Genomic DNA, 15359 nt, shown 5'->3' with positions numbered 1-15359 from the left:
ACCTCTCTAAAAGTTTTAGTTCATTATATCAAAATAAAAAATAAATTTCAATATTTTGAACATTAAAAAATAAAAAAAATAAGCCTGTCAAAAACAGGCTTTACATACCAAGATAAGCTTTTTTTACTTCTTCATTATTCAATAATGCCTTAGCATCATCTTCCATAATAATATTACCGGTTTCCATCACATATCCTCTGTCAGCAATAGACAATGCCAAATGAGCATTCTGCTCTACGAGCAAAATAGTAGTACCCTGAGAATTTATCTCTTTAATAATTTCAAAAATATTTTCCACAATTATTGGCGCTAAACCAAGACTTGGCTCATCTAATAATAATAACACTGGTTTGCTCATTAAAGCTCTTCCAATAGCAAGCATCTGCTGTTCACCACCTGAGAGGGTCCCACCAAGCTGATTTCTTCTTTCTTTAAGCCTTGGAAATAGCTCATATACTCTTTCTAAATCATTTTCTATTTCAACTTTATCTTTTCTTAAATAAGCGCCCATAAGCAAATTTTCATAAACTGTTAAGTTAGAAAAAATCTGCCTACCTTCAGGAACCTGAACAATACCCTTAGCAACAATCTTATCAGCAGTAAGATTTGTAATATCTTCATTTAAAAATTTTATTTTTCCTGCAGCAGGTTTTAAAATACCAGAAATTGTGTTTAATGTAGTAGTCTTTCCTGCTCCATTAGCACCAATTATTGTGACAATTTCACCCTCTTTTATATGTAAACTTATCCCTTTTAATGCTTCAATATGACCATATTTTGTATGTACTTTATCAAGTTGTAGCATTAGCCACCTCTTTTCCTAAATAAGCTTCAATAACCTTTTTATTATTTCTTATCTCATGAGGAAGCCCTTCTGCAATTTTCTTCCCATAGTCTAAAACAACTATCCTATCAGATATACCCATAACTAATTTCATATCATGCTCTATTAAAAATATGGTTTTATCTAGTTCATTTCTTATTTTTTCAATTAATTCCATTAAGTTAGCTGTTTCTTGAGGGTTCATACCAGCAGCTGGCTCATCCAAAAGTAGTAGTTCAGCACCAGTTGCAAGAGCTCTTGTTATTTCTAACTTTCTCTGCTCACCATAAGGGAGGTTTTCTGCTTTCTCATCTTTTTTACCTAATAAACCCATATAATCTAAATATTCCTCAGCTTTTTTAATAGTTTTTTTCAGTTCACTATGATAACTAGGAAGCCTCAATACGGATTGAATGACACCAATTTTTCTCCTACAATGCATTGCAAGTATAATATTTTCTAATACGGTTAATTGTTTAAAAAGTCTGATATTTTGAAATGTTCTAGCAATCCCCATTTTAGTTATCTGATGCGGCTTATACTTGTTCAAAAGTGTATTCTTAAACCATATTTCACCGCTTGTAGGTACATAAACCCCTGTAATTACATTAAAGATAGTGGTCTTACCAGCCCCATTAGGGCCAATAAGGCTCATTATCTCACCCTTTTTAACATCAAAACTGACATCATCTACTGCTTTTAACCCTCCAAAATACATACAAACATTTTTTAGTTCTAAAATTACTTCACTCATAATCACACCTACACGTTGACTCTTATTTTTCCAAATAAACCTTGAGGTCTAAATATCATCATAACTATTAATACAATTCCGTATGTGACCATTCTATACTCAGATGCAAACCTCAACAATTCTGGGACAGTACTAAGAACAACTGCTCCTGCTGCAGCACCAGTTATACTACCCATACCACCTAAAACAATCATACAAAGCTGCTCTATCGACTTCATAAAACCAAAATCGTTTGGATTTATGTATGTTAAGAAATGAGCATAAAGAGAACCACCAAGACCAGCAAAAGCAGATCCAACTGCAAAGGCTAAAATCTTATACTTAGCAATATCTACACCCATCATTTCAGCAGCTATTTCATCCTCTCTTATACTTCTTAAAGCAAGGCCGTGTCTTGAATTTTCAAACCGATACATAAATATTATTCCTAAAATTACGGCAAGTAATGCAACAAAAAATGTTGTATATTGTGGAATAGCATACAAACCTAACGCTTTACCAGCAAAGGGCGTATTTAAAATCACCACTCTAACTATCTCACCAAAACCTAATGTAGCTATTGCCAAATAATCTCCTCTTAGCCTTAAAATAGGTATCCCAAGCAAAGCACCCATTATACCTGCAAAAGCTGTTCCAGCTGATAAACAAACCCAAAATGGCATATTTAATTTTAAAGCTAACAATGCTGAACAGTATGCACCCAAACTCATAAATGCTGCATGCCCTAACGAAAGCTGTCCAGTAACACCTGTAATTAAATTTAATCCTAAAACAATTACAATATTTATACAGGTCATTGTAGCAATTTGTAAGAAATAATCATTTTCTAAAAAGCTTAAAAAATCCATCATATCCCCTCTTATACCTTCTCTTTAGCTGTTGAACCAAACAGACCAGTTGGTTTAACAATTAATATGAATATTAAAATTCCAAATGCTATTGCATCTCTAAATGATGGTGAAATAAATGCAACCCCAAGCACCTCTGCTAACCCTAACACAATTCCTCCAAACATTGCACCAGGGATACTACCAATTCCACCCAACACTGCAGCTACAAATGCTTTAAGACCAAAAAGTAAACCCATCATGGGGTCAATTGCAGTGTAATATGTCCCAACAAGGACACCAGCAGCTGCTGCTAAAGAAGAACCTAAAGCAAAAGTAAAACTAATTATCTTATCTGGATTTATCCCCATTAATCTAGCTGCATTTAAATTTTGGGACACAGCCCTCATGGCTATACCCATTTTAGTATTATGAACTATATAGTAAAGCCCATACATAAGAGCAATTGAAATCACTATTATAAATACCTGTAAAAGAGAAATTGATATACCACCAATCATAAAGCTAATATTAGGGAAAAGTTTTGGATATGCTTCACGCTGAGGTCCATTTATCAATACAACTGTATTAGAAATTATTATGGATGCACCAATAGCGCTAATTAATGCTGATATCCTTGAGGAGTTTCTCAAAGGTTTATAAGCTACTTTCTCTACTAAAACTCCAAGAATAGCACAACCCATCATCGCAAATACTAAAACTACCACAAAGTTCTTAACTAATAAAGTCGCTGCGATTAGACCCAAAAATGCTCCAACCATATAAATATCGCCATGAGCAAAATTAATCAGTTTTATTATTCCATAAACCATTGTGTATCCTAAAGCAATGAGAGCATAAACACTCCCAACAGTCAAACCATTTAACAATTGTTTAATAATTATCTCTAACAATGAAAACCTCCTAACAAAGAAATAGCCGCCATTGGCGGCTATTTTTGTTTATTATAGGATTTTTACTCGTTGAGTAATTTAAAGTAATACTTTCCGTCTTTCTTATCAACCATTTGTATAAAAGGAACCTTTTTAGCGTTACCTTCTTCATCAAAACTCATCTTACCACTTACACCCATAAAGTCTTTAGTAGCTGCAAGAGCATCTCTCATAGCAATTCTCTGTTTAACATTTGTACAATCTGTAACACCAGCTTTTTTCATAGCGTTTACAAGAAGATAAACTGCATCATAACCTTGAGCTGAGAACATGTCAGCTTCTTTTCCTCTTTCAGCCATTTTCCTTACAAAATTTTGAACATTTTCAGCTTTAGCTTGTGGAGAAAAACCAGCATAAACAATAGAACCTAAAACAGCATCGCCACCAACTTTCCATAAATCAGGTGCAAGTAAACCATCACCACCAACCATAGGTGCTTTAAGCCCTTGTTTTCTAGCTTCTAACATAATCAATGAACCCTCTGGATAATAACCAGTAAATATAATTGCATCAGGATTATGAGGCTTTATAGCAGTAATCTGAGCAGAAAAATCTGTATCTCCATCTGATATAGTCTGTTCAACAACTATATTTGCTCCATATTTCTTAGCTGCATCTTTAAAAATAGCTGATAAACCTACACTGTAATCATTGTTCACAGAAGTTATTAAAGCAAAATTTTTCCAACCAAATTTATCCATAATAAACTTTAATGTTGCAGGAGCACCATCTGAATCTAACAAAGTATCCCTGAAAACAAATGGTTTACCATCTGTTACACCTTTAGCTGTTGCACCAGCAGAAATTAATACAACTTTAGCTCTGTTAGCTATAGGTCCTATAACAAATGTAGCTCCAGAAGTTGGCTCTCCAATAATAGCACAAACTTTATCTCTATTAATGAGCCTTTGAGTAGCTGCTGCTGCCTCAGCCTTATCTCCCCTATCATCATAGTGAACAACTTTAATCCTCTTACCATTAACACCACCTACAGCATTAATTTCATCAACAGCCAACATAACACCATCAAGTGTCTTAACACCATAGACAGCCAAATTACCTGTCTCAGGTCCTACAACTCCAATTACTAACTCATGATGCTTTGCAAAAACACCAAAAGATAACAATACAACAAAGCTTAATACTAACAGTAATAACTTCTTCATACATCCTCCTTCTTGTTTTTATCAGTTTAAAATTGTGAACCGTAATTTATTTTATATTTAACAAATTGTCAATTAATTTTTAAACTATTGTTTAATCATGCTTAACTCAAATCCTACTTTTATTTAATTTAAAGCAAATTTGATTTAATTACATACTAATATTATAATTTAACTAAACACACATCTTTTAGCATATTTAAACTAATTTTAGTTTACTTTAATATCGCTTGACATTTATTCTTTTTGTTTTATATATTGAACTTATGACAATAGGTAAGAAGATTCAGGAACTAAGACAAAGGAAAAAACTAACATTAAGACAACTTAGTAAATTATCTGGTTGTTCACTAGGATTTTTATCACAAGTAGAAAGAGATTTAGTCTCTCCAACCGTATCTTCTTTAAAAAAGATAGCTGATGCTTTAGAAATAAGTATAATGCACTTTTTTGATCACCCTTCTCGCTATCAAAGAGTAGTAGTTAAAAAAGAGGAACGAAATAAATTAGTAAATCCAAAATCAAAAGTTACTTACGAATTATTACGCCCCCAATTTTCAGATACTGACTTAGAAGCTTTATATATGTACCTTGAGCCAAATGCATATAGTGGAAAAGAGTTACATTCTCATAATGGCGAAGAGTTTGTAATTGTTCTAAAAGGTGAACTGGAGATTACAGTAGGCGAAGAGATTTTCCATCTAAAAGAAGGTGATTCGGCTATTTATAAATCGAATATTCCTCATGGGTGGCGAAATCCTGGTGATACAGTTACAGAAGTAATTTGGGTTAATCATCCACCAACATTCTAATTTTTTAATTTTTTTGTAAATAAAAAAAGCAGGGTTAACCCCTGCTTTATATTTAATTAAAATTTATCATCAAATTATTCATCTTTGTTAAATGCGATAAATTTGCTCCCCATTCTAGTTATTACTTTTAAAGCAACAATTTCATCTTTCTTTATTTTATCATAGTATTTATAAAACTCTTCACTATCTTTAATTTTGTGTCTATTTATCCATACAATAATATCACCTTTTCTAAGACCAGCCTCATAAGCATTTGAGCTTGGATCAACATCCACAACTTTTACTCCACCATTGATCCCATAATCTTTCAATTCATTTTCATTCAAATCATTGACGACAATTTTACCTTCTCTTAAACCACCACCTTCAGCTACTTGTCCATCTTTCCTTTCACCTAACACAACAGATTTTTTCAAAATTTTACCATCACGAATTATAGTTAATACAACCTTATCCCCAGGATTATGTTTACCTATAATCATAACTAAGTCTCTACTATCTTTAACAGGCTCATCATCGACAGCAATTACAATATCTCCTGCCTTAATTCCTGCTCTATCAGCTGGATCACCTTTGATAACATCAGCAATTAATGCACCTTCATTTTTATCAAGACCAAATGATTTAGCCAACTTTTCATCTAAAGGTTGTACTGTTACACCAAGCCACCCTCTTTTAACTTCCCCCTGCTTAAGCTTTGGTAAAAGCTCTTTTAACATATTTACAGGTATTGCAAATCCAAGACCCTGTCCAGAAGGTATTATTGCTGTATTTATACCAACTACCTCACCTTTCATATTCACTAATGGCCCACCACTGTTTCCAGGATTAATTGAAGCATCCGTTTGCATAAAATTATCGTAAGGACCTTCACCTAATACCCTACCTTTTGCACTGATTATCCCAGCTGTCACTGTCCACTCCAAACCAAATGGGTTACCTATTGCAACAACCCATTCCCCTACTTCTGTCTTATTTGAATCTCCAAGAGGCAATGGTTTAAGATCCTCATCTTTTGGATCAATCTTTAACAAAGCCAGATCGGTTAGAGGATCTTTCCCAACAACTTTAGCCTTAAACTCTTTCTTATCAGCCAATTTGACAACAATTTCATCTGCACCATCAATAACATGATTATTAGTAACAATATAACCCTCTTTATCAATCACAAATCCAGAACCCAATGATTTAGATTTATATTCTCTAGGTTCTTCTTGAAAACGCTTAAAATCATCTCCAAAAAACCTCCTAAAAAAATCATCATTAAAAAAATATGGGAAACCTTTTCTTTTTACTATTTTTGTTGTACTAATATTAACTACTCCATCCCTTGTTTTCTTTACTACATCCACAAACGAATCTGGAGCGCCAAAATAAGCAAAAAGGTTTGCCGCATAAAGAACAATTACCATAGAAATCATAAATAACCGTTTCATTTAATAACCTCCTTTTTTATTAAATATTTAACAACTTTTTCCATCTCAAAATATGGGATAGTCCCAACAACTGTAACCAAAAAATCATCAATACATTTTCTTAACATATAATTACCAAAAATAATCCTCCTTAAAGGGGTAAAATCACAAAGATGCTTTTTCCAAAACACCGAAAAATTATTTAGCCCATCACTAAAAAGGAGTTGATTTTCATCCTCATTATTTTTCCCCGAATAAACCAACTTAAACCCTTTATAAAAATAAAAACCACCATTTATTTCACTTTTTGGTGGAATCTTTTTAACATTATTTGTTTTAAACTCATAGGAATAAAGTAGCTTATCGCTTAAATCATAAACTTCTTGTTTGTATAATCTACCATCCTCATAAATCCATAAAATATGTTTAAACCTGTCATTAAAAATTGGATCAAAATGATAAATTTTTATTTCAATATGATTATTTTTAACGGTCGAAACCTTTTCAGAATAATATTCAGTAGATATTGATTTAATAGAAAAGGTAGATTTTATCAAGCTTGATACAGTATGTGATAAATATCTATTATGGGGGTTTTTCTTCTCAAGATCCAATTGTAAATATCTATTTTCATCTAAAGCAATTTTTATATAAACCCCTTCGATTTCTTCAAATGAAAATGAATAAGAATAAGAGAGTAATAAGAACAAAAAAACTATATATAAAATTTTAGACTTATTTATCATAATTAACATTAGTAATTCTATTTAAATCAACTGGCCTATATTTCTCTAAATGTTCAGCAACATATTTTTCAAGTTTATAATCGGAAGCCATTTCATTAGAATTTTGTGATTTATTAAATAGCAGTAAAGATATTGCAATGAGAAAAATTGCAGCTACTGCAATAAATATTTTACCAACCTTTTTATTTTTATAATGTACTACATTACGATTTAGTTTAGTCATAACATCATTCAAACAATCGTAATCGTAATTATTCTCCATATATGAATTTTTTACTTCATCTTTTAATATTAAAAGATTTTCATAAAAAACTTTGCAACTACTACATTCTTTTAAATGTACTAAAACATTATCAACTTCAAATTCATCAAGTTCATTATCTACATAAGATGAAATCATTTTACGATATTTTATACAATCCATCTGCTAACCCCTGATTTATAAGTCTATCTTTTATAATTTGTCTTGCATTGAAAAGTCTGGATCTAACAGTACCAATTGGTATGTTTAAAGTTTCAGCTATCTCTTCATAACTCATATCTTCCACCTCTCGTAAAATAACAACCACTCTCAGTCTATCAGGTAATGATTCAACAAACTTTCTCACATACCTTCTTAATTCTTCTTTTAATAAGAACTCTTCAGGATCACCTTCATCAGCAATACTTTCAAAATAATCCGTTTTTTCTTCTCCATCTTCATTCCAGTCAGCATTCATATCAACATTTCTTTTATTTTTATTCAAATATCCTAAAGCTAAATTTATTGCTATTCTTTTAAGCCAAGGGAAAAATTGTGATTTATCCCTTAAAGTATCAAGTTTTTCAAACGCTTTCAAAAAAGATTCTTGAACTAGATCATCAGCAACATCTGGATCTTTAACCAATGAAATTACAGTATTAAATAGTTGCCTCTGATACTTTATTATCAACAGTTCATAAGATTGCGTATCACCTTTAAGAATTGCGTTAACAACACTCTTATCTGACACATTAGCCTCCCTTTACACATCTTAAGATATTATTATAATCTAAAAGTTCAAAAATTCATATGATTTATTGACAGAGTTTGTTTTTTAAGCTATAGAGACAATCTGCCATATTGGAGAGGTGTCCGAGCTGGCCGAAGGAGCACGATTGGAAATCGTGTGTACCGCCAAAAGCGGTACCGAGGGTTCGAATCCCTCCCTCTCCGTTTCAGAATGGCTCGATGGGGCCTCTGCAACAGGAGCTGCGTGAACCCCGCCAGGCCCGGAAGGGAGCAACGGTAGCGTGGTTTCCTGTGTGCCGGAGTGTCCCTGTCGAGCCTCTTAAACTATTGTGTTAAAGGGGTTTGATTATGCTAAGAATGTTTAGAAACCAAAAAAAAATCTTGGCTATTTTTCTCTGGCTTGTAATTGCAGCATTCATAGGTACTATATTCTTAGTTTGGGGAGTAGGTGGAAATAGAGCTAATCAAAAAAATTACGCTATAAAGGTCAATAATTTTGAAATTAGTTTTAATGAATATCAACAAGAGTATGAAAAGTTTACAAACACTCTTAAAACCCTTTTAGGTGATAATTTACCAACAACATCAAATATTAATAAACAAGTCATAGACAGTATAATAGAAAAATATCTTTTATTAGAAGAAGCAAACAGATTAGGTGTTTTCGTGTCTGATGTTGAAGTTTTTAATGAAATAAAACAAGTCCCATCATTTCAAACTAATGGGCAATTTGATACGCAAAGATATGTAGAAATCTTAAGGTTAAATGGATTAACCCCAGCACAATTTGAAAGGTCTATTAGAGCTGATATATTAGTTCAAAAGGTAAAAGATATTATTACTAAGAGTGTCTCAATAAACGAAAATGAAATTAAAAAAGAGTATACTTTTAGAAATAAACAGGCAAAAATTAAATATGTTAAATTAAATCCTGATTTGTATAAAAAATATGTCAAATATAATGATAATGACCTTAAAAGTTATTTTGAAAAAAATAAAGAGGATTATAGAGTCCCAGAAAAAATAAAAGTTAAGTATGTCAAAATAGATCCTAAAAACTTTAATAAAGATATAAATATATCAGACGAAGAAATAGAAAAATACTATATTCAGCATGCTAATGAATTTGTAGATAAAGAAAAAGTTGCTGCTAAGCATATTCTTGTTAAGGTTAATAACTGGGATAACGAAAATGAAGTAAAAAAAGCCAAAGAAAAAATCGAAAAGATTTTAAAAGAACTTAAATCTGGTGCTAAGTTTGAAGATTTAGCTAAAAAATATTCTGATGATCCATCAGCAAAAAATGGGGGTGATCTTGGCTATTTTACAAAAGGGGAAATGATAAAAGATTTTGAGGAAGCAGCTTTTAAATTAAAGGTTAACGAAATGTCTAATATTGTTAAAACAAAATATGGTTATCATATAATCAAGGTTTATGATCACAAACCTGAAAAAAAACTTACATTGGCTGAAGCTAAACAAAAAATAATCGATAAACTAAAAGAGTTGAAAGCAAAATCCATTTTTAATGAATATGTTCTAAATATTTACAGAGATATCCTGAGAGCATCAAATATAACGGCTTATTTAAAAGAGAACAAAGATTTACCTGTTTATGAAACAGAGTATTTTTCACTATTTGATAGTGTACCACCTGTTGATAATGATATTAATTTAAAAACTAAACTCTTTAAATTAGAATTAGCTGAAATTACCAATATAATTGATATTAATGGTATTAAATATATTTTTGAATTAGAAGATAGACAAAAATCATACATTCCAAATTTTGATAAAATAAAAAATGAAATATTACAAGATTATATAAATGATAAAGCCACCGAAATTGCTTATAATAAAGCTACTGAAATGATCAAAAATTCTAAAAATATTGAAGAAATATCAAACAAAAATAAGTTAGCTGTAACTACATCACCATATTTTAAAAGGATAGAGCCTATACCAGATATTGGTGCAAATGAAGAACTTTCCAAAAATATTTTTAATAATAATGGGAAATTATTAGAAAAACCGTTCGTTATTGCAGATAAAGTATATATCATAGAAGTTGTAGATGTTAAAGAACCTGATTTTACAAAAATAACCAATGAAGATAAAGAAGAAATTAAAAACTTTATACTTTCAATTAAACAAGATGAAGCTTTAAATAATTATATTGCAAAACTAAAAAGTGATGCAAAAATAGAAATTAACCCATCATTACAATAATTATGTATGAATATTTTTTCTTTTACGGCACCCTTCGCTTTGGGTGCCCTATTTCTACAATAATTTTAAAAAATGCTAAATATATAACTTCTATATCTCTACCTGGATCGTTATATTTATCCGATGATAAATACCCAGTATATGTTCCAGAGAATACTGGTGTGGTAATTGGTGATATATTTAAAGTTCCTTCAAATTTAATTCCTCACTTAGATGAATATGAAGATATAAATTCAGATTATACTCCATACAAAAGAGTACAAATGGAAAAAAATAACCTAAAATTTTGGATATATACTGCAAATAACAGTTTTCTAAAAAATTTAAGTATGTACAAAAAAATACCATCTGGTGATTGGTTAAAATATTACAAAAAAAGATATGTTTTAATGAAAAAACACATCTGATGCATATTTGTTTACAAATTTATCAAGTTTTTCCTCAGCATTTCTAGCCAACTTACACCTTTTTAAACTTGTAATTAGTTTTTCACATTTTTCTATTTCAATTTTACTAATCATCATTTTAGCTTTTAAAATAGCTGAAGGTGACATACTTAAATTTCTATACCCCAAACCTAATAAAACTGGTATATACTTTGGATCCCCAGCCATTTCACCACAAACAGTAACCTCTATACCAGCTTTTTGAGCATCTTTCAAAATTTTTCTTAATAAAGTTAATACAGCTGGATGTGTAGGTCTGTACAAATAAGCAACATACTCATTATTTCTATCTATACCTATCGTATACTGAATAAGATCGTTTGTACCAACACTAAAGAAATCTACCTCTTTATTAATTAAATGTGTAATTAAGGCAAGTGAAGGAAGTTCAACCATAACACCAAGTGGGATATTGGATCTGAACTCCTTTTTCTCTCTCTTTAAATCTTCTTCACATTCTTTTACTATCGATTTAGCCTGTCTAATCTCTTCTACCCCAGATACCATAGGAAACATTATCCTGACATCTCCAAAAACAGCTGCCCTTAAAATAGCCTTTATTTGAGTTTTAAACATATCTTTAAATCTTAAAGAATATCTAATAGCTCTCAGACCCATTGCAGGATTTTGTTCGTCAGGATGAGGTAATAAGTTTGCTAATTTTTCACCACCTAAATCAAATGTTCTAATAGTAATAGGCTTCCCTTTATTCTTAAGTACTGCGTCTTTTAATATTAAAAATTGTTCATCTTCTGACACATCCCCTTTTTCAAGATAAATAAATTCAGTTCTATAAAGGCCAATACCTTGGGCATTGTAATCATTTGAAATTTCTATTTCCTCATTAATTTCAACATTTGAAAATATATTTATTATTTCACCATCTTTAGTTTTTACATCAAGATTTTTTAATTTTTGCAATTCATTTATATATTCTTTATACTTCTTTTCCTTTTCTAAATAATCATTAAGAACTTCTGAATTTGGTGAGATAATCACCACCCCTTTAAAACCATCAATTATAACCATCTCTTCTTCAGAGATAATATTATCAGTTATCTTTTCCAAACCTACAACAGCTGGAATACCCATTGCCCTTGCTATAATAGAAGTATGAGATATTTTACTACCCAAATCTGTTGCAAAAGCCACTATATTTTGCTTTAACAAACTAACCAATTCAGATGGGGATAGATCATGTGCAATAGCTATCCTCGATTCTCCAAAAGTTTCTTTAAAAATAAACCCATCATTTGTCATAAATTTAATGATTTTATTTACGATATGTTTTACATCGTTTTTCTTTTCCTTAATATATGGATCTTCAGTCTTTTCAAAAATCTCTATCAATTTTTTAGAAACTTTTAACAAGGCATACTCTGCATTTACTTTTTCATTCTTTATAACTCTTTCAGTTTCACCTATTAACATATCATCTTTTAATAAAAGTAAATATACATCGAAAATAAACGAATGTTCTTCACCTAAATCTTGTAAACTTATATCTTTAATATGTTTTATATATTCTTCTGCTTTTTTTATAGCATCTTTAAATTTCCTGATCTCAAAAGCTATTTTATCATCAGAAATTCTTATTTTGTTAACCTTTACATGTTTTTTATTAATGAAAAATGCTTTCCCAACAGCTATACCTTCACTTGCAGCAATACCTTTTAAAACAATCACTTATCTTCTCCAAATTTATTTTTTACCAAGCTACTTAAAGCATTTAAAGCATCATCTGCATCATCCCCTATCGCTTTTATTTTTATTTTAGAACCTTTTGGAGCTGCAAGCATTAAAATACCCATAATACTTTTACCATTTACTTCCATCCCATCTTTTTCTATAAACACATCAGAAATATATTTACCAGCTTCTTTTACAAATGCAGCAGCAGCTCTCGCATGCATCCCCAATTCATTCACAATTTCCACTTCAATCTCTTTTTTCCCAGCCATACTACACCCCAACAGTAACTTTGAAAAGGAAAACAAAAAACATAATAGCCACAAAACTGTATATCAAATCAATCTTTTTTGCCAAAAATGTGCCCAACAAAAACAAGGATATGCCTGAAGCATATATACTTATATTCCCATCAAAGCCGTTTTTATGAATTATCATAACTAATATAAATCCTAAAAGAAATGATGTGATAGCATCAAAATACTCTGACCATCTATTAAAAAGTATTTTATTAAACCACTTAATTGTCTCTTTTCCGTATTGAAAACCTATATCAAACCCATTATAAAGAAAATAAAAATGAAAAAAATTAAAGAAAAATAAATATAAAATTAACGCTATAAAAGGGTTGTAAAAAGAAAACAAAACAGCAATAACAAAAGATGTAGGTCTTAAAGCATGCCAAAAAAAACTATCTCCAAGAGCTCCAAAAGCAGATGAATATATTTTCTTATACTGATCAGGATCCCCTTTATCTAAAAATTCTCTAAACCATACGCCTACAACAAACATCAACAAAAATGGGTGTGTATTAAAATAAGTCAACTCTCTTTTTATAACACTATCAGGGATATTAAATGATTCTTCCCTATTTATCTCATCCAGCATAAAAGCAAATCCTGTACCTTGCATATTCTCGTAATTCCAATTCCCTTGCAATAACAAACTTTTCAATAATCTTTTTATTTTCTTCAACTTCATATCAAATACCAAGCAGACATTACACCAAATATAAATACTAAATATTTAATTATACTTTTTAAATTCAAAAATCTTATTAAATAACCAGAAACAAAACATATAAGTAGTATCAAATATTCTGTAATATTTTCATTAAATATAAAGTTTAATTTAATATTAATAACTTGTATGTAGATGTAATATAGTAAAAAAAACAAAATGTTGTATACTATTACACCTCTAAAATAAGAAATCATTATCCCCCAAGTAATAACTTTAGTTATGGGAAATCTATAACCTTTCAATCTATTTTTCAAATACAAACCTTGATTTAATTTTCTAACAATAGACTCTGTAAATGTTGCAGGATAAGAAAAAACAACTACCAGTAACAAAAGTAAAAATACCTTAAAAATATTATCTACATTAACATGAGAAAATACCAAGCATGTAACATAAGTCATAAAAGAATCATCTCTAGGTATATGCGTCCCCACAGGTAAATCTATTAACCCTATTAACTCAAATAATATCCCTACAAGTAACAATAAATAAAAATTATCAAACATTATCCCTATTAACATTGATATAAAAATAGGTCTTGATATCATAATATTTAATGCAGAATTCCTATCAACCGAAATCAAACCTGATAAAAGAAATATTATCAAATACTTAATCATACAATCTCATCAAAGTTCAAAATATCAACACTTGTTTCCCAAGGTAATTTTTTTATATATATCATATAATTTTTTCGTAATTCACATAGCATTCTAATTTCGTCTTTAGTTAGAAAAACAGTATCACTAACCTCTATTTTATGCTTTCTATTAGCAACACACCCAATATTTATATAAATATCATCATTTAATAGTTCCTTAACATTGTACAAAGATTGTACATCTTCAAACAAAACAAGTAAGGATTTCTTTATATTTTTAAAATTAAATTTTTTCTTAAATCCCTCAAGGTTCATAAATTCTAAACTAACATTTTCTGGAGTTATACTAGAATATATTGTTTTTTTGAGAGTATCTTTTGCTATAATATCACTAACAATTATAACACTTGGTATTTTATAATATTTAATCCAGCCCTCTATAACTTGCCCATGAATTAATCTATCATCAACTCTAAAAATAACTCTTTTACCCATTTAATAAATCACCAGGTCTTTTTATACTATCTTTGCCTCTTTCTACAACTTTTTTTGCAATCTCCGTCACATCGTTTACTTCTTCCCTTAACGTTAACACTTTGATTAACATAGGTAAGTTAACACCAGTAACTACATCCACTTTATCTTCATTCATATAAGCCATAGCAATATTTGTAGGACTACCACCAAACATATCAGTAAGAATTAAAAGTCCAGAATCTTTATATTTTATAATATATTCCTCTAAAACTTCAGCTATATCATTTAAAGAAGAACCACTTTGAACTGGCAAGATCTCAACCCGATCCTTTTTACCCAATATCATTTCTGCTGTTTTTAGTAAAGCCAGTCCTAAAGAACCATGTGTTAATAAAACAACTCCAATCATC

The 15359-nt window shown here is 30.3% G+C and carries 18 protein-coding genes, 1 tRNA gene and 1 other RNA gene; 5 read left to right on the top strand and 15 right to left on the bottom strand.

Going from position 1 to position 15359, the window contains the following annotated elements:
* Positions 1–100: 100 nt before the first annotated feature.
* The 5 genes from OWM07_RS01770 to OWM07_RS01750 form a co-directional block, all read right to left on the bottom strand.
* Positions 101–805 (bottom strand): ABC transporter ATP-binding protein, encoded by a 705-nt coding sequence (locus OWM07_RS01770; protein WP_423301957.1) that lies wholly within the window; start codon positions 803–805, stop codon positions 101–103.
* A complete protein-coding gene (locus tag OWM07_RS01765; protein ID WP_423301956.1) occupies positions 792–1577 on the bottom strand; it encodes an ABC transporter ATP-binding protein in 786 nt (261 codons plus the stop codon). The genes OWM07_RS01770 and OWM07_RS01765 overlap by 14 nt, the downstream gene beginning before the upstream one ends.
* 8 nt (positions 1578–1585) lie before the next feature.
* The gene (locus tag OWM07_RS01760; RefSeq protein ID WP_423301955.1) at positions 1586–2428 is read right to left on the bottom strand and encodes a branched-chain amino acid ABC transporter permease; all 843 of its coding nucleotides are present in this window, start codon (positions 2426–2428) and stop codon (positions 1586–1588) included.
* 8 nt (positions 2429–2436) lie between these two features.
* Positions 2437–3318 carry a branched-chain amino acid ABC transporter permease gene (locus OWM07_RS01755; protein WP_423301954.1) on the bottom strand — a complete coding sequence of 294 codons (882 nt, stop codon included), beginning with the start codon at positions 3316–3318 and terminating at the stop codon, positions 2437–2439.
* Between the two features lie 62 nt (positions 3319–3380).
* Positions 3381–4523: an ABC transporter substrate-binding protein gene (locus tag OWM07_RS01750; RefSeq protein ID WP_423301953.1), complete on the bottom strand. Its 1143-nt coding sequence runs from the start codon at positions 4521–4523 to the stop codon at positions 3381–3383.
* 263 nt (positions 4524–4786) lie between these two features.
* Here OWM07_RS01750 and OWM07_RS01745 point away from each other — a divergent pair, with 263 nt between their 5' ends.
* Positions 4787–5332, top strand: a complete 546-nt coding sequence (locus tag OWM07_RS01745; RefSeq protein ID WP_423301952.1) for a helix-turn-helix domain-containing protein — start codon at positions 4787–4789, stop codon at positions 5330–5332.
* Positions 5333–5406: 74 nt separating this feature from the next.
* Here the strand turns inward: OWM07_RS01745 and OWM07_RS01740 are convergent, their stop codons facing one another.
* The 4 genes from OWM07_RS01740 to OWM07_RS01725 are packed head-to-tail and all read right to left on the bottom strand — an operon-like array spanning position 5407 to position 8485.
* The gene (locus tag OWM07_RS01740) at positions 5407–6768 is read right to left on the bottom strand and encodes a Do family serine endopeptidase (protein WP_423301951.1); all 1362 of its coding nucleotides are present in this window, start codon (positions 6766–6768) and stop codon (positions 5407–5409) included.
* A complete protein-coding gene (locus tag OWM07_RS01735; protein WP_423301950.1) occupies positions 6765–7493 on the bottom strand; it encodes a hypothetical protein in 729 nt (242 codons plus the stop codon). Before OWM07_RS01735 ends, OWM07_RS01740 begins: the two co-directional genes overlap by 4 nt.
* Entirely contained in the window at positions 7483–7917 is a 435-nt protein-coding gene (locus OWM07_RS01730; RefSeq protein WP_423301949.1) for a zf-HC2 domain-containing protein, read from the bottom strand. The genes OWM07_RS01735 and OWM07_RS01730 overlap by 11 nt, the downstream gene beginning before the upstream one ends.
* The gene (locus tag OWM07_RS01725; RefSeq protein WP_423301948.1) at positions 7895–8485 is read right to left on the bottom strand and encodes an RNA polymerase sigma factor; all 591 of its coding nucleotides are present in this window, start codon (positions 8483–8485) and stop codon (positions 7895–7897) included. Before OWM07_RS01725 ends, OWM07_RS01730 begins: the two co-directional genes overlap by 23 nt.
* A gap of 112 nt (positions 8486–8597) precedes the next feature.
* Here OWM07_RS01725 and OWM07_RS01720 point away from each other — a divergent pair.
* From OWM07_RS01720 to OWM07_RS01705, 4 genes are all read left to right on the top strand, one after another.
* Positions 8598–8688 (top strand) — tRNA-Ser (locus tag OWM07_RS01720).
* A gap of 13 nt (positions 8689–8701) precedes the next feature.
* Positions 8702–8800, top strand: an RNA gene (ffs, locus tag OWM07_RS01715) — signal recognition particle sRNA small type.
* Between the two features lie 32 nt (positions 8801–8832).
* Positions 8833–10713, top strand: coding sequence for a SurA N-terminal domain-containing protein (locus OWM07_RS01710; RefSeq protein ID WP_423301947.1), 1881 nt, complete (start codon positions 8833–8835; stop codon positions 10711–10713).
* A gap of 2 nt (positions 10714–10715) precedes the next feature.
* Positions 10716–11120, top strand: coding sequence for a gamma-glutamylcyclotransferase family protein (locus OWM07_RS01705; protein ID WP_423301946.1), 405 nt, complete (start codon positions 10716–10718; stop codon positions 11118–11120).
* Here the strand turns inward: OWM07_RS01705 and ptsP are convergent.
* From ptsP to OWM07_RS01675, 6 genes are read right to left on the bottom strand one after another with little or no spacing between them, the layout of a single operon-like run.
* The gene (ptsP, locus tag OWM07_RS01700) at positions 11100–12845 is read right to left on the bottom strand and encodes a phosphoenolpyruvate--protein phosphotransferase (protein ID WP_423301945.1); all 1746 of its coding nucleotides are present in this window, start codon (positions 12843–12845) and stop codon (positions 11100–11102) included. The genes OWM07_RS01705 and ptsP overlap by 21 nt on opposite strands.
* On the bottom strand, positions 12842–13120 hold the full coding sequence (locus OWM07_RS01695) for an HPr family phosphocarrier protein (protein WP_423301944.1): 279 nt from the start codon (positions 13118–13120) through the stop codon (positions 12842–12844). The genes ptsP and OWM07_RS01695 overlap by 4 nt, the downstream gene beginning before the upstream one ends.
* A 1-nt stretch (position 13121) precedes the next feature.
* Entirely contained in the window at positions 13122–13829 is a 708-nt protein-coding gene (locus OWM07_RS01690) for a PTS system mannose/fructose/sorbose family transporter subunit IID (protein ID WP_423301943.1), read from the bottom strand.
* Positions 13826–14491, bottom strand: a complete 666-nt coding sequence (locus OWM07_RS01685; protein ID WP_423301942.1) for a hypothetical protein — start codon at positions 14489–14491, stop codon at positions 13826–13828. The genes OWM07_RS01690 and OWM07_RS01685 overlap by 4 nt, the downstream gene beginning before the upstream one ends.
* The gene (locus OWM07_RS01680; protein WP_423301941.1) at positions 14488–14967 is read right to left on the bottom strand and encodes a PTS sugar transporter subunit IIB; all 480 of its coding nucleotides are present in this window, start codon (positions 14965–14967) and stop codon (positions 14488–14490) included. The genes OWM07_RS01685 and OWM07_RS01680 overlap by 4 nt, the downstream gene beginning before the upstream one ends.
* On the bottom strand, positions 14960–15358 hold the full coding sequence (locus OWM07_RS01675) for a PTS sugar transporter subunit IIA (protein WP_423301940.1): 399 nt from the start codon (positions 15356–15358) through the stop codon (positions 14960–14962). Before OWM07_RS01675 ends, OWM07_RS01680 begins: the two co-directional genes overlap by 8 nt.
* Position 15359 lies beyond the last annotated feature (1 nt).

This window comes from Deferribacter thermophilus (assembly GCF_049472675.1).
Lineage (GTDB): Bacteria > Chrysiogenota > Deferribacteres > Deferribacterales > Deferribacteraceae > Deferribacter > Deferribacter thermophilus.
The sequence above is the reverse complement of the archived record's forward strand: the minus strand, read 5'-3'. Positions and strand labels throughout refer to the sequence as shown.

Bases quoted from the DNA above. Each gene is read 5' to 3' on its own strand.
- OWM07_RS01770 (WP_423301957.1), bottom strand. From the start codon at position 805: ATGCTACAACTTGATAAAGTACATACAAAATATGGTCATATTGAAGCA.
- OWM07_RS01765 (WP_423301956.1), bottom strand. From the start codon at position 1,577: ATGAGTGAAGTAATTTTAGAACTAAAAAATGTTTGTATGTATTTTGGA.
- OWM07_RS01760 (WP_423301955.1), bottom strand. From the start codon at position 2,428: ATGATGGATTTTTTAAGCTTTTTAGAAAATGATTATTTCTTACAAATT.
- OWM07_RS01750 (WP_423301953.1), bottom strand. From the start codon at position 4,523: ATGAAGAAGTTATTACTGTTAGTATTAAGCTTTGTTGTATTGTTATCT.
- OWM07_RS01745 (WP_423301952.1), top strand. From the start codon at position 4,787: ATGACAATAGGTAAGAAGATTCAGGAACTAAGACAAAGGAAAAAACTA.
- OWM07_RS01740 (WP_423301951.1), bottom strand. From the start codon at position 6,768: ATGAAACGGTTATTTATGATTTCTATGGTAATTGTTCTTTATGCGGCA.
- OWM07_RS01735 (WP_423301950.1), bottom strand. From the start codon at position 7,493: ATGATAAATAAGTCTAAAATTTTATATATAGTTTTTTTGTTCTTATTA.
- OWM07_RS01730 (WP_423301949.1), bottom strand. From the start codon at position 7,917: ATGGATTGTATAAAATATCGTAAAATGATTTCATCTTATGTAGATAAT.
- OWM07_RS01710 (WP_423301947.1), top strand. From the start codon at position 8,833: ATGCTAAGAATGTTTAGAAACCAAAAAAAAATCTTGGCTATTTTTCTC.
- OWM07_RS01705 (WP_423301946.1), top strand. From the start codon at position 10,716: ATGTATGAATATTTTTTCTTTTACGGCACCCTTCGCTTTGGGTGCCCT.
- OWM07_RS01695 (WP_423301944.1), bottom strand. From the start codon at position 13,120: ATGGCTGGGAAAAAAGAGATTGAAGTGGAAATTGTGAATGAATTGGGG.
- OWM07_RS01690 (WP_423301943.1), bottom strand. From the start codon at position 13,829: ATGAAGTTGAAGAAAATAAAAAGATTATTGAAAAGTTTGTTATTGCAA.
- OWM07_RS01685 (WP_423301942.1), bottom strand. From the start codon at position 14,491: ATGATTAAGTATTTGATAATATTTCTTTTATCAGGTTTGATTTCGGTT.
- OWM07_RS01680 (WP_423301941.1), bottom strand. From the start codon at position 14,967: ATGGGTAAAAGAGTTATTTTTAGAGTTGATGATAGATTAATTCATGGG.
- OWM07_RS01675 (WP_423301940.1), bottom strand. From the start codon at position 15,358: ATGATTGGAGTTGTTTTATTAACACATGGTTCTTTAGGACTGGCTTTA.